17 protein-coding genes are annotated in these 21,295 nt (G+C 44.6%); 10 read left to right on the plus strand and 7 right to left on the minus strand.

The features are described from left to right. Positions 1 to 117: 117 nt before the first annotated feature. The gene (gene purL, locus FIV01_RS03380) at positions 118 to 4,038 is read left to right on the plus strand and encodes a phosphoribosylformylglycinamidine synthase (RefSeq protein ID WP_152429740.1); all 3,921 of its coding nucleotides are present in this window, start codon (positions 118 to 120) and stop codon (positions 4,036 to 4,038) included. A gap of 138 nt (positions 4,039 to 4,176) precedes the next feature. Next, entirely contained in the window at positions 4,177 to 4,365 is a 189-nt protein-coding gene (locus FIV01_RS03385; protein WP_152429742.1) for a DUF4250 domain-containing protein, read from the plus strand. Between the two features lie 14 nt (positions 4,366 to 4,379). Here FIV01_RS03385 and FIV01_RS03390 read toward each other — a convergent pair whose 3' ends face one another. Continuing rightward, a complete protein-coding gene (locus tag FIV01_RS03390) occupies positions 4,380 to 4,769 on the minus strand; it encodes a nuclear transport factor 2 family protein (RefSeq protein ID WP_216649454.1) in 390 nt (129 codons plus the stop codon). A gap of 365 nt (positions 4,770 to 5,134) precedes the next feature. On the opposite strand from FIV01_RS03390, the gene FIV01_RS03395 reads away from it, so the two are divergent. The 6 genes from FIV01_RS03395 (at position 5,135) to wecB (ending at position 15,833) form a co-directional block, all read left to right on the plus strand. After that, a complete protein-coding gene (locus FIV01_RS03395; protein WP_152429744.1) occupies positions 5,135 to 5,497 on the plus strand; it encodes a hypothetical protein in 363 nt (120 codons plus the stop codon). 98 nt (positions 5,498 to 5,595) lie between these two features. Beyond that, entirely contained in the window at positions 5,596 to 12,579 is a 6,984-nt protein-coding gene (locus FIV01_RS03400; RefSeq protein WP_152429745.1) for an RHS repeat-associated core domain-containing protein, read from the plus strand. Next, on the plus strand, positions 12,551 to 13,123 hold the full coding sequence (locus FIV01_RS03405; RefSeq protein ID WP_152429747.1) for a hypothetical protein: 573 nt from the start codon (positions 12,551 to 12,553) through the stop codon (positions 13,121 to 13,123). The genes FIV01_RS03400 and FIV01_RS03405 overlap by 29 nt, the downstream gene beginning before the upstream one ends. A gap of 101 nt (positions 13,124 to 13,224) precedes the next feature. After that, on the plus strand, positions 13,225 to 13,365 hold the full coding sequence (locus FIV01_RS03410; protein WP_246210418.1) for a hypothetical protein: 141 nt from the start codon (positions 13,225 to 13,227) through the stop codon (positions 13,363 to 13,365). A gap of 583 nt (positions 13,366 to 13,948) precedes the next feature. Beyond that, a complete protein-coding gene (locus FIV01_RS03420; RefSeq protein ID WP_152429748.1) occupies positions 13,949 to 14,323 on the plus strand; it encodes a hypothetical protein in 375 nt (124 codons plus the stop codon). 385 nt (positions 14,324 to 14,708) lie between these two features. Further along, positions 14,709 to 15,833 carry a non-hydrolyzing UDP-N-acetylglucosamine 2-epimerase gene (gene wecB, locus FIV01_RS03425; RefSeq protein ID WP_152429750.1) on the plus strand — a complete coding sequence of 375 codons (1,125 nt, stop codon included), beginning with the start codon at positions 14,709 to 14,711 and terminating at the stop codon, positions 15,831 to 15,833. Positions 15,834 to 15,892: 59 nt separating this feature from the next. Here the strand turns inward: wecB and FIV01_RS03430 are convergent, their stop codons facing one another. After that, on the minus strand, positions 15,893 to 16,444 hold the full coding sequence (locus tag FIV01_RS03430; RefSeq protein ID WP_246210419.1) for a thiamine phosphate synthase: 552 nt from the start codon (positions 16,442 to 16,444) through the stop codon (positions 15,893 to 15,895). A 74-nt stretch (positions 16,445 to 16,518) separates the two neighbouring features. After that, positions 16,519 to 16,725, minus strand: coding sequence for a YaeP family protein (locus tag FIV01_RS03435; protein ID WP_152429752.1), 207 nt, complete (start codon positions 16,723 to 16,725; stop codon positions 16,519 to 16,521). Between the two features lie 216 nt (positions 16,726 to 16,941). Between FIV01_RS03435 and FIV01_RS20570 the strand changes: the two genes are divergently transcribed. Next, the gene (locus FIV01_RS20570; protein WP_172971807.1) at positions 16,942 to 17,079 is read left to right on the plus strand and encodes a hypothetical protein; all 138 of its coding nucleotides are present in this window, start codon (positions 16,942 to 16,944) and stop codon (positions 17,077 to 17,079) included. A 71-nt stretch (positions 17,080 to 17,150) separates the two neighbouring features. Here the strand turns inward: FIV01_RS20570 and FIV01_RS03440 are convergent, their stop codons facing one another. From FIV01_RS03440 to purM, 3 genes are all read right to left on the minus strand, one after another. Beyond that, positions 17,151 to 17,801, minus strand: a complete 651-nt coding sequence (locus FIV01_RS03440) for a tellurite resistance TerB family protein (protein WP_152429753.1) — start codon at positions 17,799 to 17,801, stop codon at positions 17,151 to 17,153. Positions 17,802 to 17,909: 108 nt separating this feature from the next. After that, entirely contained in the window at positions 17,910 to 18,551 is a 642-nt protein-coding gene (purN, locus tag FIV01_RS03445; RefSeq protein ID WP_152429755.1) for a phosphoribosylglycinamide formyltransferase, read from the minus strand. Between the two features lie 3 nt (positions 18,552 to 18,554). Then, positions 18,555 to 19,595: a phosphoribosylformylglycinamidine cyclo-ligase gene (gene purM, locus FIV01_RS03450; protein ID WP_152429757.1), complete on the minus strand. Its 1,041-nt coding sequence runs from the start codon at positions 19,593 to 19,595 to the stop codon at positions 18,555 to 18,557. 177 nt (positions 19,596 to 19,772) lie between these two features. On the opposite strand from purM, the gene upp reads away from it, so the two are divergent. Next, the gene (gene upp / locus FIV01_RS03455) at positions 19,773 to 20,399 is read left to right on the plus strand and encodes a uracil phosphoribosyltransferase (protein ID WP_152429758.1); all 627 of its coding nucleotides are present in this window, start codon (positions 19,773 to 19,775) and stop codon (positions 20,397 to 20,399) included. Positions 20,400 to 20,470: 71 nt separating this feature from the next. Here the strand turns inward: upp and FIV01_RS03460 are convergent, their stop codons facing one another. Then, a complete protein-coding gene (locus FIV01_RS03460; protein WP_152429760.1) occupies positions 20,471 to 21,280 on the minus strand; it encodes a MetQ/NlpA family lipoprotein in 810 nt (269 codons plus the stop codon). Between the last annotated feature and the right edge of the window lie 15 nt (positions 21,281 to 21,295).

Genomic DNA, 21,295 nt, shown 5'->3' on the forward strand with positions numbered 1-21,295 from the left:
ATAAATCCTTTATAATGCGCTCGTCACACAGAGGTAGCATCGGCATAAGTTTGCAAGGTATTGATATAACCTTCTGAATTTATTCCCATATTACCTTAATATAAGAGACCTAAGCACATGAGAATTTTGCGTGGCTCCCCAGCTCTTTCTGAGTTTCGTGTTAACAAACTACTCGAACTTTGCCGTGAACAAGACTTGCCTATTATAGGAGTTTACGCTGAGTTTATGCATTTTGCTGATCTAACTGAAGACCTAAACGCGTCTGAGCTTGAGAAACTTGAAAAGCTTTTGACTTATGGGCCAACGATAGAAGAGCATGCGCCTCAAGGTCTGTTACTTTTGGTTACTCCGCGCCCTAGTACCATCTCACCTTGGTCTTCTAAATCAACCGATATTGCCAATAACTGTGGCCTAGAAAAAATCAAACGCCTAGAGCGTGGTACGGCTTATTATCTGCAAGCATCAAGTCAGCTGTCTGACGCTCAAGTAAGCCAAGTCAAAGCCATTATTCACGACCGCATGATGGAAGTGGTGTTTACTGAATTTGAATCGGCTGCGGCACTATTTACAGTTGCAGAGCCTGCACCGGTTGCGGATGTGGATATTCTCTCGGGCGGACGCACGGCGCTTGAAAAAGCTAACGTGTCGCTTGGTTTGGCCCTAGCAGAAGATGAAATCGATTATTTGGTGGAAAACTTTACCAAGCTTGGCCGTAACCCCAATGATATCGAGCTTATGATGTTTGCTCAGGCAAACTCAGAGCACTGCCGTCACAAAATCTTTAATGCAGATTGGACGATTGATGGCGTTGAGCAGCCTAAGTCTCTGTTTAAGATGATTAAAAACACCTATGAGACAACGCCTGAGCACGTGCTATCAGCTTATAAAGATAATGCTGCGGTAATGACAGGCTCAAAAGTTGGCCGCTTCTTCCCTGATCCAAACTCGCGTCAATATACTTATCATCATGAAGATGCGCACATCTTGATGAAGGTTGAAACTCACAATCACCCAACTGCTATTTCTCCATGGCCAGGTGCATCGACAGGTTCTGGCGGTGAAATTCGCGATGAAGGCGCAACCGGAATTGGTGGCAAGCCTAAAGCGGGTTTAGTAGGTTTCACCACTTCTAACTTACGCATTCCAGGTTTTGAGCAGCCTTGGGAAACCGATTTCGGTAAGCCTGACCGCATTGTTAACGCGCTAGATATTATGCTTGAAGGCCCACTTGGCGGGGCTGCGTTTAACAATGAGTTCGGCCGTCCTAACCTACTAGGTTACTTTCGTACCTATGAAGAGAAAGTGACCTCACACGCTGGTGAAGAGGTACGTGGTTACCACAAGCCAATCATGATCGCTGGTGGTATGGGCAATATTCGCGATGAGCACGTACAGAAAAAAGAGATCCCAGTCGGCGCGAGCCTGATTGTGCTCGGCGGCCCTGCGATGAATATCGGTCTTGGCGGTGGCGCCGCGTCGTCAATGGCATCTGGTCAATCAGCGGAAGATTTAGACTTTGCTTCAGTGCAGCGTGAAAACCCAGAAATGGAGCGTCGCTGTCAGGAAGTGATCGACCGCTGCTGGCAGCTAGGTGATAAAAACCCTATTGCTTTTATTCACGATGTGGGTGCTGGCGGTATTTCGAATGCTTTGCCTGAGCTTGTTGACGATGGTGAGCGCGGCGGTAAATTCCAGCTGCGTGATGTGCCAAATGATGAGCCGGGAATGAGCCCGCTTGAGATCTGGTGTAATGAATCTCAAGAGCGTTACGTATTGGCAGTGGCGAAAGAATACATGCCTGTTTTTGAAGCCATTTGTCAGCGAGAGCGTGCGCCATACGCAGTGGTTGGTGAGGCGACAGAGGAGCGCCATCTGACTCTAGAAGATGCTCACTTTGATAACACGCCTATCGATATGCCAATGGACATCTTACTTGGCAAGCCACCTAAGATGCATCGTGATGCGACCACGCTTAAAGTCGATAGCCCTGCAATAGAGCGAGAAGGTATCGATCTTAGCCAAGCCATTGATCGCGTATTACGCCTTCCTGCGGTTGCTGAGAAAACCTTCCTCATCACCATAGGTGACCGCACGGTCACAGGTTTAGTTGCTCGCGACCAAATGGTTGGTCCTTGGCAGGTGCCTGTAGCAAACTGCGCAGTCACAGCGGCAAGTTATGACACCTACCACGGCGAAGCCATGTCAATGGGTGAGCGCACCCCCGTCGCTCTACTTGATTTTGCTGCTTCTGCTCGCTTAGCCGTGGGAGAGTCATTGACCAATATCGCTGCCACTGATATTGGCGATATTAAGCACATTAAACTCTCTGCTAACTGGATGTCGCCAGCGGGCCACCCAGGTGAAGATGCCGGCTTATATGAAGCGGTAAAAGCCGTCGGTGAAGAGCTTTGTCCGGCGCTTGGTTTGACCATTCCTGTTGGTAAAGACTCTATGTCGATGAAAACCCAGTGGCAGGATAAAGGTGAAGATAAACAAGTGACCTCACCGCTATCTTTGGTGATCACCGCCTTTGGCCGAGTAGAAGATGTGCGTAAAACCGTGACGCCGCAGCTGCTTACACCGGCGACCTCTGAAGGGCTAGGTGAAACGTCACTCGTACTTATCGATTTGGGTAACGGCCAAAACCGCCTTGGCGCGACCGCACTTGCGCAAGTTTACAAGCAATTGGGCGATAAGCCTGCCGATGTCGATAATGCAGAGCAGCTTAAAGGCTTCTTTAATGCGATGCAGACTTTGGTTCGCAAAGATAAACTGCTGGCTTACCATGATAAAGGCGATGGTGGCCTTGTCGTCACTCTGGCTGAAATGGCCTTTGCCGGTCATTGCGGCGTACAGGTTGATGTTGCAAATATTGGCAATACATCAGAGCAAGACGTCTTGGCGACCTTGTTTAACGAAGAGCTTGGCGCTGTAGTGCAAGTGAGCAGCGATGAGCTTGACTCGGTACTGTCTACTTTAGCGGCTCACGGCCTTGAAAATTGCACTCATGTAATTGGTAGCGTAGAGGCATCAGATAAGTTTGTGATTACATCCGGTGATGAGGTAGTTCTTGATCGATCTCGCACTGAACTTCGCACTATTTGGGCGGAAACTACGCATAAGATGCAAGCGCTACGAGACAACCCAGCCTGTGCTGACCAAGAGTTTGCAGCTAAGCAAGATGATAATGATCCTGGCTTGAATGTGTCGTTAAGCTTTGATGTTAACCAAGACATAGCCGCTCCTTACATTGCCACTGGCGCTCGGCCGAAAATGGCTATCTTGCGCGAGCAAGGGGTGAACTCCCATGTTGAAATGGCCGCAGCCTTTGATAGAGCTGGTTTTGACGCTACCGATATTCATATGAGCGACATCTTGACAGGTCAAGCAGCGCTGGATGAATACCACGGTCTTGTGGCGTGTGGTGGCTTCTCATACGGTGACGTATTAGGCGCAGGTGAAGGCTGGGCGAAGTCTATCTTGTTTAACGATGCGGCTCGCGAGCAATTTGAAGCCTTCTTTACTCGTGAAAATACTTTCTCACTTGGTGTATGTAATGGCTGTCAGATGTTGTCGAACCTTAAGAGTTTGATCCCGGGCGCAGAGCTGTGGCCAAGGTTTGTTCGCAATGAATCGGAGCGTTTTGAAGCGCGCTTTAGCTTAGTTGAAGTGCAAAAGTCTGATTCTGTTTTCTTTGACGGCATGGCAGGCTCTCGGATGCCAATCGCGGTTTCACACGGTGAAGGACGAGTGGAAGTTTCTGGTAGCGATCACCTTGCGGCGATCGAGCAATCAGGCACAGTAGCGGTTCGTTATGTCGACAATTTCGGCAAACCGACTCAGCAATACCCGAATAACCCCAATGGTTCGCCAAATGCCATTACAGGGTTAACCACTCAAGATGGCCGCGTCACTATCATGATGCCGCACCCAGAGCGAGTCTTCCGCACGGTGGCGAACTCATGGGCGCCAGAAGGTTGGGGTGAAAACGGCGCTTGGATGCGCATGTTCCAAAATGCGCGCAAAAATCTTGGCTAACTGAGCAAGCGTTTAGCACTGAAACATAAAGCGCAGGTCATTGGCCTGCGCTTTATTTTTTGTTTCATTAAATGTCGGTGATTAGAAAAACAACTTGTTTTTGATATAGTAAGCAGGTTAATACGCTAAGGAAAACCAATGAGCCTAGAAAATTTTGAGACCATGGATACCTTTATCCTACTTAGTATGGTGAACATGAAACTTCGCGATGAATTTGGCGACTTAGACAGCTTGGTGACATTCTATGATATTGATAAAACCAAGCTGGTGGAAAAGCTTGCCAAAGCGGGGTTTGAATATTTAGCCGAAGCCAAGCAGTTTCGCTAAGCCTTTAGCCGCCTTTAATGGCGGCTGCCTAAATCTTCATCTTGCGCTTGCCCTTGTATCATCCGTGTCAGTTCCTGACAGCGCACAATTTTTCCCTCAAAAAGAGTGAAGTGGGCAAGTATCTCAAATTTCACACTATCTCCATCCGCCTTATCAGCAGAGACTTGGTGGTGAGTAAACACATGCTCCCCTTCGGCTGCGCAGGCAAGTATAGCCACGCGCCTATTTTTTGTGTCTTCTTTCAGCTTAGCCACATGCGCGACAAATTCATCGTAGCCTAATTCTAAACCATTGACGGTTTGTCGATAACTGGGCGCAAAGTATTGCTCAATTTCAGCTACATCAAATTCTGGATTGGTCAGCAGCACTTGCAGCGCATTTAAAGCGATTGTTTGATTGTCCATTGCTTTTCTCCTCATCGTTATGGATGGGATACAGATTACCGAAACCATCATTGGCAAGATTTCGATATTAAGACAACAAGTTTACCTATCCGGCCAAAGTGTAGTGGGAGAGAATTGTGATGTTTGGCCGCTCAGGATGAAGTGGTGGCTAAAAAATTCTCTTATTTAAGATCGTTACAATGTAAGTGACTGAATCAATATATAAAAGCAATAAATTTATTGTGAGCAATCTCTAATCATAAAATTGATTTATTGAATGTATATAAATGTAAATTACAATCCGAGTCTGGTAATTATTGTGTCAATTTATCTACTGATACAGAGCAAGTTGATGGCGGTGTCGGCCATCTTATACGGAGTGGGAAATGGCGAAAAAGCCTTACCTAATAGCAATGGTTGCACTGGTACTTTCTGGTGTAGCGATCTTTTTTCTTTCAGCACCTAGCCCAGAGCCAAAGCCTCTTGAACAAGAGATATCTGTCGAGGCCAATGTATCGGGCTTGCCTTCGGTGACATTGAGCAGTGAAGCCAATTTCCCTTCTCCGGTTATTGCGCTTGCGCAAACCCTTGCTCATGGCATGGTGGAAGTGGAAAAGACGAAGCTGCCATTACTCAGTGGCGAGTTAAACCAATTTTCACAAACTAACATAACCGAGGACTATGCCTCACCCCAAGAGTTAGAAGACTTAAAGCAGCGGCTAAACAAGCTGCCCTCTTCGAAGCCATAACAATTGCACCAAGTGAAAATCACATTAAGTAAAAATTAAACTAAGGCTGAGCAAAGACTTAGCTTACAACCTATTTAGAATAATTAGCAGTGGCACCTATGAAATCAATCCGTTTGACGCGCGCTTTGCGTTTGTCGCTTACCAGCTTGTGTCTCGGAGGCATGGCTTCTTCGGCATTCGCGCTGACCTCCGGTGCGGGAAAAAGTATCGAATTATCCGGTGAATTTGCCGCCTCTGGTGGTGAGGCAACCTATTCCCTTCCTTTGTCTGTCTCGCCCGGTCGAGCAGGGCATCAACCTTCTTTAAGCCTTGAATATCGCAGTGACTCGCCCAATGGCATGTTAGGGATGGGCTGGAGCATTGGCGGTGTATCTGCCATTTCTCGCTGTGGCCAAAACCTTAATAAAGATGGCCGTTGGGGCGGGGTGCGTTTTAACGGCGATGATAGATATTGTCTTGATGGCAAGCGATTAATTGCCGTTTCTGGTCGTGATGGAGAAGATTTAACCGAGTATCGACTGGAAAACAATGGCTACTCGAAAATTATTTCTTTTGGCCGTGCGGGCAATGGCCCTGCCAGCTTTAAAATCTGGTACAAAGATGGCTCGGTATACGAATACGGCGTGACTCAAGATGCTCGTGTTGAACTGCCTGCTCAGGCGCACGCATACAAATGGGCGCTGAATAAAATTACCGACAGCAGCAAGCAAAATCATATTAATTTTGTTTACAGTGAAGACAATGCTGCGGGTAAACATAAGCTTGCCGAAATTAATTATGTAGGCGGTAAGGTAAAATTTTTTTATGAATCCAGGAGTGATCAAGTCTCACAGTATCTATTTGGCGGCTTGCTCAGACGCAATGAGCGTCTGAAGACAATCAGTACATTTGATGCTAATGATATTCAAATCGGCAGTTATAACCTTAACTACCAATATTCAGCTACTTCATCTCGAAGCCTAGTAAACACAATAGACTATTGCAGCAATGGCCAGTGTAGTACAGAGATTAAGTTTACTTGGAATCATACTGACCCGAATACAAAGCGTTCTCATAAACTTTATTATAGCGATAGTGGTATTAATGGTTACCCACACCCATATAATTATGATTTTAAATTTGTCGACTTTTGGGATGCTGATAGAAACGGCGTAAGTGAGCCTTACGGTACCCTAGTGAATCCATTAAACGGGGGAGGGTTATTTTCTGTCGGGCCTGATGGGAAAATAGGTGGAAGAGTATACGCTTTGTCGGGGACCTTTGATAAACCAACATTGGCTTATCTTGATAATCGTAAACCAGGTATGAAGTATAAAACAACGATTCGTTCATACATGCCTAATGCAAATGGCGTTTTCTCACTCTACTTTTCTGATCAAACTCCCGTTGATCTTAATGGGGATGGTAAGCAAACGCTTATATCCTCCCCCGAAGGGTTAGACTCACCTATTTTAGGCGCGACAGATATAGATAATGATGGTCGAGACGACTATTATCTCCGACGAAGGCACTACTCTGATATTGATTTCTATCTATCTAGCAAAGGATATCGTAAGTTTACGCTTAAAATACCGCATAACTCCTATTTTGTGATATCCGATATAAATAATGATGGCTATAAAGACTTTGTTTCAATAAGATCTATTAGCCCTTCTCACCTGAATGTTCAAAGCTATCTATTTGATGGCCATAAATTTGTTAGTCATAGTAGGGTTTCCAATTTGAGCTATAAACGCAACTATGGGGGAATAAAGGTTGTTGATCTTGACAACGACGGCTATCCAGAAGTTAATATAGCTGGCAATTTTTACAAAAATAGATTTGGCCGTATAGATTTTTCTAAGCAAGTCGGTCCTTTCACGCCTAATATTCAGCGGTCGCTTGATTATAACTCTGATGGCCATATAGACTTTGTAAAACAAGATAATGAAAAGCTATATCTTGTTTCCTCAAGCCCCTATCCAACCGATAAAGTAGCAAAAATTGAAGAGCTAGCCGTTGAATACAGTGTTACTTATAAAGTGGCAAGCGATACGAGTGTGCATACACAGGAACGTTATTACCAGTTCCCTTTTGCAAATACTACACCGACTGCCTACCTTGTCTCCAAAGTAACCAAGCAACCGAAAGGTTATGCGCCAATTACCTATGACTACCACTATTCTGGTGCAAAGAGTCACCTAAAAGGAGGTGGCTTCCTAGGCTTTAAAACCATTACAGAAACTGAAACCGCCGATGTGGTAACAGTGACCAAAACCTCTTATGCACAGCAACCTCTGGCGTTAAAAGGCAAGATTTCTTCTTTTGAATCAAGCAAAAATGGGCATAAAGTTTCTCACATTGACTATCAATATAAGGTCAACACACGCCGAGGCTATAATGCTAACTATTATCAGGTTTATGCCCAAAATGAAGTAAGAAAAGAGTTCTCACTGGGCAGTGATGCTATTGAGAAGCAAGAGACGATCACACGCACTACAGACAGCTTTGGTAACTTGATGGAAGAGACCAAAGTGATATCCAGTGAACTGGAAGGCGCTGGTCAGTTTACCAGTCATGCACAGTTTAAATATGTGTCAACAGGGCTGAATCAAAATCACTATATTTATGATATTACCAGTGTCAGTAATATCGACAACCTTGATCAGACGCTTAAAAGTTTTAAAGCTGGGATGACGCGTTATTGTGGCGCCGATGGCGAAGTATTTTTCTCACCGAACGATCGTTTTGTGCTGATCCACGGTGAGGTTGATACCCCTATACTGCTGGAGCGCTATAACCGTTATTTTAAATACCAAACCAAATCCTACAGTGTCGATCTTGACGGTTTAACCATTTATCAAGGCCAACTCGCCAATAGTAATGCCGGTGAGCTTGCATCAGCTGATGTTAAGGCTTGCGGCAGTTATTCTTACAATGATTACGACGGCGACGGAAATCTGGAGTTTACCACTGCAAACCGTACCCGAGTTGAGTCTGTTGGTGAAACAGGCGAAAACTTTTGGAAAATCGGTGCGATAAAGCGAGCGATATCCACCATTGTTGATAATAGCACTGGGCTAAAGCGCACGGTTGCCAATGATTACAAGTACAATGCTTCCAGCTTTATGGTCTCTGATCGTATGACCAGTTCTGACTATGACTCCAGTGGTGAAGTTGCCCAGTCGGCGAAGTTTGTTACCCAGCGTTATAGCTATGATAATTGGGGTAATGTCACCAGTGAAAGTATCGAAGGCAGCGATTTAAAGCGCCGTGAGCAAAGTACAACATTTGATGAGCAAGGCCTGTTTGCCATTGCCGATACGAACGCTGAAGGTCATCGCAGCCGAGTGAAGTATGATGCGCAGGGCCTTCCCGTTCGAACCATTAGCGCACTTAAAAATCGTACCAGCGAATTTAGCTATGACGTGTTTGGCCGCTTAAAAACTGAGACCTTACCAGGTAAAGGCAACGTTAACCGGACTGAATATCAGTTCGGATCGGCATGTGGACAATACGCTACAGCGCAAACCGTGAGCTGCGTAACCACCACACTAGGCGCAGGTGGTAAAGTGATTACCTTGTTTGATTATGCGGGTCGCGAGGTTCGCAAGCTACATACTGGCTTTAGCGGTCAGTTGGTGGTGGTCGACACCAAGTGGGACCGAAATGGGCGCAAACTCAGTGTTACTCGCCCGCAGTATGCTCACTTAAGCACGCCAGCCCCTAAAGTCACGTTTGGCTACGATGCGCTTAATCGTGAAATTAGTAAGCAAGAGCCAGCAGCTGGTGGCGGCATTGCTAGCTTTACGACGCGTTATCAAGGCTATAAAACCAGCGTCAAAGACGCGCGCGGTTTTACCCACAGCACCATAACCAACGTGATGGGCCATATTCTGCGCAAAGAAGAGCCAGACAGCGCTTATCAAACCTATTTGTACTATCCAGATGGCAAGCTAAAATCCAGCACGGATTCTGCTGGTAATACAACCCATATTCGCTATGACAATTTAGGCCATCGCCGCTATCTCGATGACCCAGATATGGGCAAGTGGCATTATGTGTATAACGCCGCCGGAGAGCTGATTTATAAGCGCGACGCTAAAGGAACAGTCACCACAACCGAGTACGATGATTTAGGCCGTAAAACCAAACAGGTTGAAGCGGGTAAAGTGTCAACTTGGCGCTATGATGAGCGCGGCGCGCTGGGCACTTTATCGGGCTTTTCCGGTAATGGCAGTGAGACGGATTACTACTACAATGCGTCGGGTTTAAGTGAAGAAGTCGCGGTTAAAGTAAAAGGCGAAATCTTTAGCACCTTCTATTACTACGATGACTTTGAACGTGTGACGCGCGAAGTGCGCCCTAATGGCGCGGCGACCACCTTGGCTGATGCGGCAAAACAGCTTAGCTCGGCCAATAAAAAAGACAGACTAGCGATTGAGTATGTGTATAACCCTTATGGCTATCAATCTGCGGTGCGCAGCCCGAAAACCTACGCCGATGAGGTGTTTACCAGCAGTAAATTTCGCGATGATATTGCCAAGCTACTGGATGCTGCCAAGCAGCAAGCCGAGCAATATCTAGCCAAAGCCGAGCGCTACTCTCAGCAAACTTCGTTTTTTAGCGATAAAGCGGCGCAATACAATGCCAAAACCGTTAATGTTCATACTTTAGATGCCAGCTCGCTAGCGCTACTTAAAGACGGTTATCGCTACAAGCAGTGGTGTAATGAGCAAGGGGAGTGTTACCTAAGGCCTGGCACTTGGGTGATGCTGCATGATGATGTCACCATTCCTATTGATGTGACTTTGGAAGGGGCGATCTATCGTTTAAATACCGCGCTGGCTAACCGCACGGGCAACGGCATTCGCTATTATGATGCCACGGTTCACTCTGTGCCAGAAAGTGAGATTGACGGGCAAAACCTAAGCCCTGCACACGATTATTTGCTAACAGATTACGACGGTAACGGCGTAAAAGACTTGATGAGTAATCAAGATATTTATATTGCCAATGCGGATGCTAGTACCCGTGAAGAACTGCTGTTTAGCGCCGATGATTTAGAAAAAGCCGCGGTCGTAGCGAGTACTCGTTATAAATTCTACACCGACTTAGCCCGTGAGCTGATTGAGCTTTCTGAGCAAGTGGCCAAGCTTAGCGGTCAATACTGTCAATACGCGAACCAGTTGGGTGGTAATCAAATTGATAGTGCTAACCGTTCTAGTTGCCAAAACAGCCAACAATCGAGTCAAGCCGATCACCTTAACTTGATTTTGACTCAGTCTCAGTTGGCCGATTCAACCCAAAATAAAGCCTATGTGTATTATTGGCAAAGGCGAGAAACCGATGCTTACGATCACACCCTTGCGGAAACCTTGGGTAATGGTTTAGTTAATACCTACAGCCATGATGCCAATACGGGGCGACCTAACTATATTACCACCCATAAAGCGAGTGTGTTGTTTGACCCAAGCATTCGCCAAAGCACAGCCAAAGGGCGCAATGTACGCTTTATTCAGTATCGTTATGATAATCATAATAATGTCACCTACCGCTACGATGAAAGCTTAGGTATTACCGATACTTGGCAATACGATGGGCTTGATCGCGTGGTGCATAATAAGGTCTCACTGGTTAGCAAAGACAGACATGGGGTGAATAACCCAGATTTTTCCGGACCATTTGAGTATCAATACGACAAACTCGGTAATATCAAATACAAGAGCGATATTGGCCGTTACGACTACAGTGGCCGTGATGCTGGGCCACATGCGGTAACTAAGGCTAATGGCCTGCATTACCAATACGATGCGAACGGCAATATGCTAAGAGCCAGAGCTGATGGCAGCGCGCAAAATGAGCGTGAGCTGGAATGGACGGCCTTTAACAAGCCAAGCAAGATAATGCGTAACGGTAACACTGTGGAGTTTTTCTACGATGCCAACCATAACCGCTATCTCAAGAAAAACAGCGAGGGTATCGAAACCTTCTACTTTGGTAAGAGTTACGAGCGCATTACCGATAGCAATACAGGGATCACTCAGCACAAACACTTTGTTTACGCCGATGGCAAGTTAATTGCGCTTAATACCCAAAGTATGGATGCCAATAACCAGCTACAAGATAAGCAAATCCGCTATTTACATTATGATGCGCTTAACTCGGTGGATATGATCACCGATGGTTACGGTAATGTAGTTGAACGCCGCAGCTGCGACACTTGGGGCGAGCAGCGCAAAGTGACTTGGCGCGAAGAGGGCCCGCAAGATGTGGTGCAATCGGTGATCACCAACCGTGGTTATACTGGCCATGAAGAGATCACTGAAGTCGGTCTGGTGCATATGAATGGCCGGGTCTATGACCAAGAGCTAGGGCGGTTTATTAGCGCCGATCCATTGGTGCAGGCGCCTTATGTCACCAACAGCTACAATCGATATGCTTATGTGTGGAATAACCCAATTAAGTACAATGATCCAACGGGTTATATTGCGATGGTAGCGTCGGCAGCGCCCACAGCAGCAGGTATCGGGGGGGCTTATAATGGTAATATCAAAGTCACTAATCGTGATATTGATGATGCTATAGATGCCATTAATAAAGTTAGGGCTGGAATGGCTTATGGTATGGCTAAAACCCTTGGGGCGAGTGATGACCAAGCTGCTACATTTGCTAATGCAGTGGTTAATCCTAGTTCTGTTTTTAGTAAGAAAGCGGAAGACAAAGCTGAAGATCAAGCTAAAAACGCACTGGATGCTAAGGATGAAGATGGTAGGGATGATGAAATTGATAGCTTTGATAAGATAGTTAAATCAGCTGATTATGTCGGAAAAACTAGAAAAACAAAGCAATATACAAAAGATGGTGATGTAAATGATGCAAAAGAAGACTTTCGAAACGCTATTGATCCAAGTACAGAAAAAGATATAAGTAAAGAAGGAATAGAACAAAAAGTTGGATTAGACAAGAAAGATAGACGCCCTGTAACCTACAGAGAAAAAAGCAGAGGGGACACTTCCAAAGATGGTTATGATGGTCCACCCACAGTTTCTAAAGGTAAGGATAAAATTAGATATGAACCCAGAAAAACTAAAGCAGACTAAAGAATATGAAGCGTTACAGAAGCTCAGTAGAGATATACTTAAGTTAAACCACAAGGATTCTGCTATTTTCTGTGGGTACAAATATTATGTACCTAGAAATTGGGTTGAATCACAAGGACTTTCAGTGATGATATCTTTAGAAGGAGCTAGCGAGTTTCTCGGTAATTTTTTTGAAATATTCAATGAAACGTATAATGAGAAATTTTATTTTTGTCCCGAGCCGAATGACAGCGATGGCAATAGTACCGAAGTACTACCTTTTTATTTTACCGATGAGGCTATGTATAACGAATCTTATTATGATCTTTCAGGTATTTTATTGAATAGCTTTTTAGTTTTTAATCAAAGTCTAGATACTATATTTTATGTGGCTTCAGATGATATGTTATTCGCGTTCGGAGATTTGGATAGATTGGAACGTATATTTGAATTTTCGTTAGAAGAAAACAAGGAAGACATGCTTAATTATGTTGAAAATGACGACAGCGAATTTTTCTGTGCTGATTATTACTGGGGGCCAAACTGGAGATCAGAAGTGAATTAGGAAAAAAGATAAACGGGGTCAGGTCTTGCCTTTTGCCCCTTTGTTTGAATTTTAGGTAAGGCAGTTTAGGTATTGGGTTAAGTGTTTTTCAGGGAGGAAAAATGAGTAGGCCATTAAGGGTTGAATTTGCTGGTGCGTTATATCATGTGACGTCTCGTGGTAATGCACGGCAACCTATATATCTAGACGAGCAAGACTTTACTTTGTTTATAGAGCCAGTGGCCAAAAAAGTAACCTTATAATTTTGCGTTCGAAACGCGAGTTAAAAAATCAAACCATGTTCCCTTGGTACCAAGGGGGCTTTAACATCAATCTTAAAACCAAACTAGGTTAATTATGAAAAAAATAATCGCATTAGGGTTGCTATTCGCCAGCTCATCGGTATCGGCAAATTACTTTCCATGTATAGGTAAAGTTAAAAATGTGTACGTTTACGCTGTAGGTCATGTAAATGTAGAGACAAGTTATAGGAATGCACCTACCCAGATATAAATGAAACGTAAACAGGGTCAGGTCTTGCCTTTTGCCCCTTTATTTGAATTTTAGGTAAGGCAGTTTAGGTATTGGGTTAAGTGTTTTTCGGGGAGGAAAAATGAGTAGGCCATTAAGGGTTGAATTTGCTGGTGCGTTATATCATGTGACGTCTCGTGGTAATGCACCGAAAACAAAATAAACAGGGTCATATATGACCCCTTTTGGGTTGGAAACGATTACCTTGTTCAAGGGCCGAAATAAAAGGATAAACGAGGTCATAGAATAAACGGGCTTATATATGTCAGCCTCGTATTGTAGTAGCGTGTTTTGATTTATTATTAGGAGATTTTTATGAAGTCTTTAGGACTCTTTTTTTTACTAGCATTGAGCACATTTAGCAGCATTGCAGGTACTTGTAAAAACTGTAAAGTGGCATCTATTGGTACTGGGCCTTACTACGGCGAGGAGTGTATCGATACCAATGATTGTGCAGTCGTAAAGGTAAGTGGTGGAAATTTAACGAGAGCTAGCTGCAATGGCTATACAGCATGGCATTATGTCCTAGATTTATCCACTGAAGCAGGAAAGGCTACCTATTCACAATTAACGGTTGCCTTTACAACCGGTGCACTTGTAACAATTCATGGTCGCGATAGTTGTAAATTGTATAAATCTAATGGAGGCATAGAAGACCTGCTTTACATGTATTACGCACCAAAGAATTAGTCATTCCACAACAAGGAATAACAAATAAAGAACTGTTTACTACTTATTTTACTAGCTTTTACTTCGGTTCCTGCTTTAAGTGCAGACAAGTGCAAGGGCTGTAAAGGTATGGCTCAGTACTTTATTAACGGCCCAGTTTATGTGGGCATTGTTAACGATTAAGCAAAAGCTTAAAATTAGGAGGCAATATTCGCCTCCTTGTGAAACTAAACCTATCCTCCCCCCACCTATGACCAATCGCCTATTAAAACTCAGAAAGTAAGTTAAAACGTCCAAGCTTCAGCTAGGGCACCTGTTATAGCCTAAATCATCAATTTTCTTCTCAAAACTTAACGGTTTTGAGGTGAAAAACTCAAGATTATTTCAAAGTTATGGTGAATAGGTGATGGCAAAGAAAAAAATACTGACCGTCTTTGGCACTCGGCCAGAGGCGATTAAAATGGCGCCTTTGGTTGATGCGTTAGCCAAAGATCAACGTTTTGAAGCAAAATGCTGCGTGACCGCGCAGCATCGAGAAATGCTTGATCAAGTGCTTGAGGTGTTCTCAATTTCGCCCGATTATGATTTAAATGTGATGCAGCAGGGACAAAATCTTAATCAGGTAACGGCGCGTATTGTGGTTGAATTAAAGCCGATATTAAAAGCCTTTAAGCCTGATGTGGTTTTGGTTCATGGTGATACGGCCACCACCTTTGCTGCCAGCTTGGCCGCTTTTTATGAAAAAATTGCCATTGGTCATATTGAGGCAGGACTTAGAACCGGCGACCTCTATTCGCCGTGGCCAGAAGAAGCCAACAGGCGGCTCACCGGCGTATTTGCGCATTATCACTTTGCGCCAACCGAAACTTCAAAAGCCAACTTAATGGCAGAAAATGTCCCACAAAAGCGAATTTGTGTCACGGGTAATACGGTGATTGATGCTTTGTATCTTATTAAAGATAAGATCGCTTCCGATGCCATGCTTAGCGCCAACCTTAAACGTCAGTTCCATTTTATAGATCCAGATAACAAGCTTGTTTTGGTCACAGGGCACAGAAGAGAAAGCTTTGGCGCTGGTTTTGAAAATATCTGCCAAGCGTTAGCGGTTGTGGCAAAGGCTCACCCCAAAACGCAAATTGTTTATCCCGTGCATTTAAACCCTAATGTGCAAGAGCCAGTCAATCGCCTTCTAGCTGGTATCGATAATATCTTGTTGATTGAACCTTTAGACTATCTACCTTTCGTTTATTTAATGGATAAAGCCGATATTATTTTGACCGATTCAGGAGGCATTCAAGAAGAAGCGCCGGCTTTGGGTAAACCAGTACTCGTGATGAGAGAGACCACTGAGCGCCCAGAAGCGATAACAGCAGGCACGGTAAAATTGGTTGGCACTAAGGTGCAAAGCATTGTAGAGCAGCTTGATACATTACTTCGCGATAAAGATGCATACCAAGCAATGAGTCTTGCTCATAATCCTTATGGCGATGGTAAAGCGTGCGCGAGAATATTGACGAAATTGGCTGATTAGAAATGTGAGTGCTTACTGACTTTTTTTGGGGGGGGGATGGGTGATTTATATAAATCAAATCATTGCCAGAAATTACTCACCCCAGCTACACCATAGGCGCCGTGTTGCTGCGCCGTGGTGAGATCATCAGCGCCTACTCCGCCTAGAGCAAAGACAGGCATGATTGCAAACTTGGCAAGCTTTGAGAAACCTTGCCAGCCAATGGTGGCTGCTTCTGGGTGGCAACTGGCAATATGAACTGGAGAGAGGGTGACAAAGTCACATTTTATGCGGTTGGCAATTTCTAGTTCGGCTTGATTGTGGCATGAGGCGGCAATATAACGCGCCCCTGCTTTTTTGATATCTTGAATGAGCGCGTTATCTTGAGCATCTTTGGAGGTTAAGTGTACTCCATGAAACGGACCAAGCTGGCTGCCATCATAGGACGATGAGTTAATCAGCACGATACCAGAGAGTTTGGGTCCAAGGATTTGTTTAAGGCTGGTTAGAGAGTGAGTTTTGGCTCGGATTTGACACATTTCGTTGGCGCGGTTTTTCTCCAGCATTTTTATGATGGTGTCTAACTCTTCTTCATTACCCGTTATGGCGTACTTTCTTGGTAATTGGCTCAAGTTTTAGTCCTTATCAAGATACTAGCTTAATCTAGGTCGAAAAATACCATTAGAAAGCCTTGTGATAAAGCTCATCATGTATCTTCACAATCGGAAATAAGTAGGTTTGCGGCGGCAAACGCGGCCTTTTCACGTACCTCGTGAGGCAGGTCTGCTTGGGAGGCAATATCATTGAGTGCCCGCAAGGTGCAGCTAATCGCTTTTGGGATGTAAGCTTGATCGCCACTGCCTATTTGGGCGTAGAACTCTCTGACTAAATCACAGCATTCATATACTTTCATGGCTTTATTACTCTTTAGGCTTAGATCTTTTTTAAACATAACTATAGTGATGACTTAGCGCCAGATCGGTTTTGATCTTGCGCAAATAGACAAGTGGTATGGCTAAGTTTTTTCCATTTGGGCAGATGGTCTCAAAAACAGGCTTTATATTAGCAAAAAGCGTGAATTTACAAATAAATAACATATAGTGCTAGATTCATAATAAGGAGAATAAAAATGAAAAAAATATTACTGGTTTTAACGCTTTGTTTGTCGGCTATGGTCAGTGCATCAGAATCGGCATACCCTTGTCCTGAGGGAGAGGTATTGCGTTGTCCTGCCACAGGGTCGGGCTGCTTTTGTATGGCCGAGTAAATAGGACTTAGCCAAACAAAAAATGGGACCAAGCCGGTCCCATTTTTGGATCTGGGTAGGCAGAATTAAGGTTAGTTTTGCAATTGCAGTTCCAGTTGAGCGGTTAGCTCTGGCGCCAGCTTTAGCTGTTTAGCAAGTTCTTGAAGGTAAGCCTTTTCCATAAAATTTTGTTCGTCGATAACAATCAATGAAGCAAGATAGATTTCACTGGCTTGCTGCGGCGATTGCGCAAGTCTAGCAATCTCACTCGGGTCGAGAGGCTTGTTAAGCTCAGTGTGCATGAGAGATTGCAGCTGACTATCAGCGCCTGCTTCTTTAAGCGTTGATTCAATGCGTTGCATCTCTTCGCTATCCACATGCCCATCGGCTTTGGCTGCGGCAATCATGGCTTTTAAAATCAGTTGTTGGTGTATCGCATCCTCACCGTCAAAGCTTTCACTGTTTCCAGCATCAGACTGTTTAGACTGCCAATTATTGTATGCCGAGTAAGCAAGAGCGCCAAGGGCAGCCGCTCCGCCTATCTTGAGTGCATTTTTACCCACTTTTTTGCCAAGCTTTTTGGTCTTTTTTGAACCCATTAAAAGTCCGACAAGGCCACCACCTACAGCGCCTGCGCCGAGTGTTTTTAATGAACCAGAGCTTGAGGCCTGCTGAACTTTTTGCTGGCCTTGACGAGCGAGATCTGAGTTTAATGCTTGATTAAGTAAACTTTTTAAATCCATTCATGCCTCCTAGGTTTTAAGCAGTCTAGCTTAACGTATATGAATACAAGATTAATATAAATCTAGGAGCAAAAAAACGGGCCGAAGCCCGTTTTACTTTATTAAAAATCAGTCTTGTGCGTGGCCGTGAATGCCAAGGAGCTTGCCATCCAAGTAGGCTTCTTTGCCATCTTTCATGGTTAAGCGCTCTTCAACCAGCCATTGGACGACTAAAGGGTAGATGTTGTGCTCTTGAACTTGGACACGTTTGGTGAGCGTTTCCACTGTATCATCTTCAAAGATAGGCACTTTAGCTTGAAGTATCACAGGCCCGCCATCGAGCTGCTCGGTCACAAAGTGCACGCTGGTGCCATGCTCTTCATCACCGGCGTGAATCGCACGTTGATAAGTATTAAGACCCGGGTATTTAGGTAGTAGTGAAGGGTGAATATTGATCATTCGCCCCATATAGTGGCGTACAAATTCACCGCTTAGGATACGCATGTAACCAGCAAGAACAATCACATCTGGCTTGTATTCATCGATCTGCTTCATTAACTCGCGGTCGAATGCATCACGCGTGTCGAATGAGTTCGGATCTAAAGAATGCGCTGCCGCGCCTGCGTTTTTGGCACGTTCTAAGCCATAAGCTGTTGCTTTATTTGAAAAAACAGCACTTACTCGGCCGGTTGTGATCTTATCTTCACAAGCATCAATGATCGCCTGTAAGTTCGAACCGTTTCCTGAAACTAAAACAACAATACTTTTCATCGTTTATCTGATCTCTACTTGTTCTTGGTTGGCTTGTGCATCCGCGATTTCGCCAATGAACCAAGCATTCTCACCTTCGGCTTGAAGAAGTTCAACCGCCGCTTGCGCTTGGTCTTTTGGCAGAGCAACGATTAGCCCAACACCACAGTTGAAAGTACGATACATCTCATGAGTCGTAACATTGCCTTTTTCTTGTAGCCAGCCAAAAATACTTGGCCACTGCCAGCTGTTGCCATCGATCACTGCTTTGGTGCCCTCTGGTAAAACGCGTGGGATGTTTTCCCAAAAGCCGCCACCAGTAATATGAGAAATTGCGTGAATATCATGCTTTTCGATCATTTTAAGCGCAGATTTGATGTAAATTTTCGTAGGTTCGAGAAGGTGCTCGCCTATGGTTTTGCCTTCAAGTTCTTGACTGGTATCTGCGCCAGACACTTCAATGATTTTACGGATCAGAGAGTAACCGTTTGAATGTGGACCACTTGAACCGACCGCAATAAGGGCATCACCAGCCGCCACTTTTGTGCCATCAATAATGTCGGCTTTTTCAACCACACCAACACAGAATCCTGCCACATCGTAATCTTCGCCTTCATACATACCGGGCATTTCAGCGGTTTCGCCACCGATCAGAGAACATCCAGCTTGGACACAGCCTTCAGCAATACCAGAGACAACGTCTGCCGCAGTATCGACATCCAATTTTCCTGTTGCGTAGTAATCAAGGAAAAATAATGGCTCGGCACCTTGTACAATCAGATCATTAACGCACATCGCGACAAGATCGACGCCGATGGTGTCATGTTTGTTCATATCCAATGCAAGACGTAGTTTGGTTCCTACGCCATCTGTGCCGGAAACAAGTACAGGTTGCTTGTATTTGGTTGGTAATTCACACAGCGCACCAAAACCGCCAATGCCTCCCATGACTTCAGGGCGACGAGTACGTTTGACCGCCCCTTTGATACGGTCAACTAGAGCGTTACCCGCGTCGATATCTACGCCAGCGTCTTTATAGCTAAGAGAAGTGTTATCAGCACTCACAAGCAAGTCCTCAGTTTTAATATTGGATATGAAATCGGCGCTATTCTAACAGCGGACAATACTATATGGCAAACGTTTGCGTGGGTTTTTCTTTTGTTCTAACTCAAGAATTACCCAGCGAAATCATTTATAATCCGCAGGTTTGTTTAAATTTTACCTAAATACTCGGAGATGGAAATGAAAGTTGTTGAAGTAAAACACCCTCTGGTTAAGCATAAAATCGGCCTGATGAGAGAAGGTGATATCAGTACAAAGCGTTTTCGTGAGCTTGCAACGGAAGTGGGCAGTTTGCTGACTTATGAAGCAACTTCAGACTTTGCAATGGAAAAAGTTACCATCGAGGGGTGGGATGGCCCAGTAGAAGTTGATCAAATTAAAGGTAAAAAAGTCACTGTAGTGCCTATTTTACGCGCGGGTCTGGGCATGATGGATGGTGTGCTTGAACATGTACCAAGCGCTCGCATCAGCGTAGTGGGTATTTACCGTGATGAAGAAACGCTTGAACCAGTGCCTTACTTTAACAAACTGGCTTCTAATATTGATGAGCGAATCGCTTTGGTAGTAGACCCTATGCTGGCAACAGGTGGCTCCATGATCGCTACCATTGACTTACTCAAAGAAAAGGGATGTAACCAGATTAAAGTCTTGGTATTGGTTGCAGCACCTGAAGGCATTGAAGCGCTTAAAAAAGCTCACCCAGATGTTGAGCTTTACACTGCCGCTATCGATGAAAAACTTAACGATAAAGGTTATATCGTGCCAGGTTTAGGCGATGCGGGCGATAAGATTTTCGGCACGAAATAAATGTAAGTAAGTTAAACAAAAAGGGAGCCATGGCTCCCTTTTTACATCGTTACTGTAATCTATTTACGCTATTACCAGCCTTTGACTACGCCGCCTTGGAAAATCTTATAGGCTGCGCTGTAGACTTCTTCAGTTTGGTAAGACTTGATGAAGTTCTGCACATTCTCAGCGTTGACATTATCTTCGCGTGCTACCACTAGGTTCACGTATGGTGATTCTTTATCTTCAACAAATATGCCGTCTTTTTGCGGTGTTAACTTGATAGAGCTGGCATACGTTGTATTGATTACAGACAAAGTTACATCATCTAAAGAGCGCGGAAGCTGCGCTGCATCTAGCTCAACAAGAGTGACATTTTTTGGATTCTCGGTAATATCGCGAACGGTTGCAAGTAGCCCAACACCTTCACGCAATTTAATAATGCCTTGTTGCTCAAGCAACAGTAACGAGCGGCCAAGATTGGTTGGATCGTTAGGGACTGCGATACGATCACCATCAATAATCTCATCAACCGATTTCACTTTCTTAGAGTAGCCAGCGATAGGGTAAACAAAGGTGTTGCCAGCAATTGATAGTTTGTAACCGCGATCTTTGATTTGCTGATCTAAGTATGGTTTGTGCTGAAACGCGTTAACGTCAATTGAGCCATCGTCCAGCGCAGCGTTAGGAGTAACATAATCACTAAAAGTGACCAGCTCCACCTCAAGGCCATATTTCTCTTTAGCGACTTTTGCCGCGACTTCTGCAACCTGAGCTTCGGCACCGGCCATGACACCTACTTTTATTTTATTTGCGTTGTCTTGCTTGTCACCACATCCTGCCAATACCAACGCTGAGGCGGCGACAGCCGTGGCAAGTAGGCCTTTAATTCCAAATTTCATGACTTTACTCCTTAA

It is taken from the genome of Vibrio aquimaris (assembly GCF_009363415.1).
Classification (GTDB): Bacteria; Pseudomonadota; Gammaproteobacteria; order Enterobacterales; family Vibrionaceae; genus Vibrio; species Vibrio aquimaris.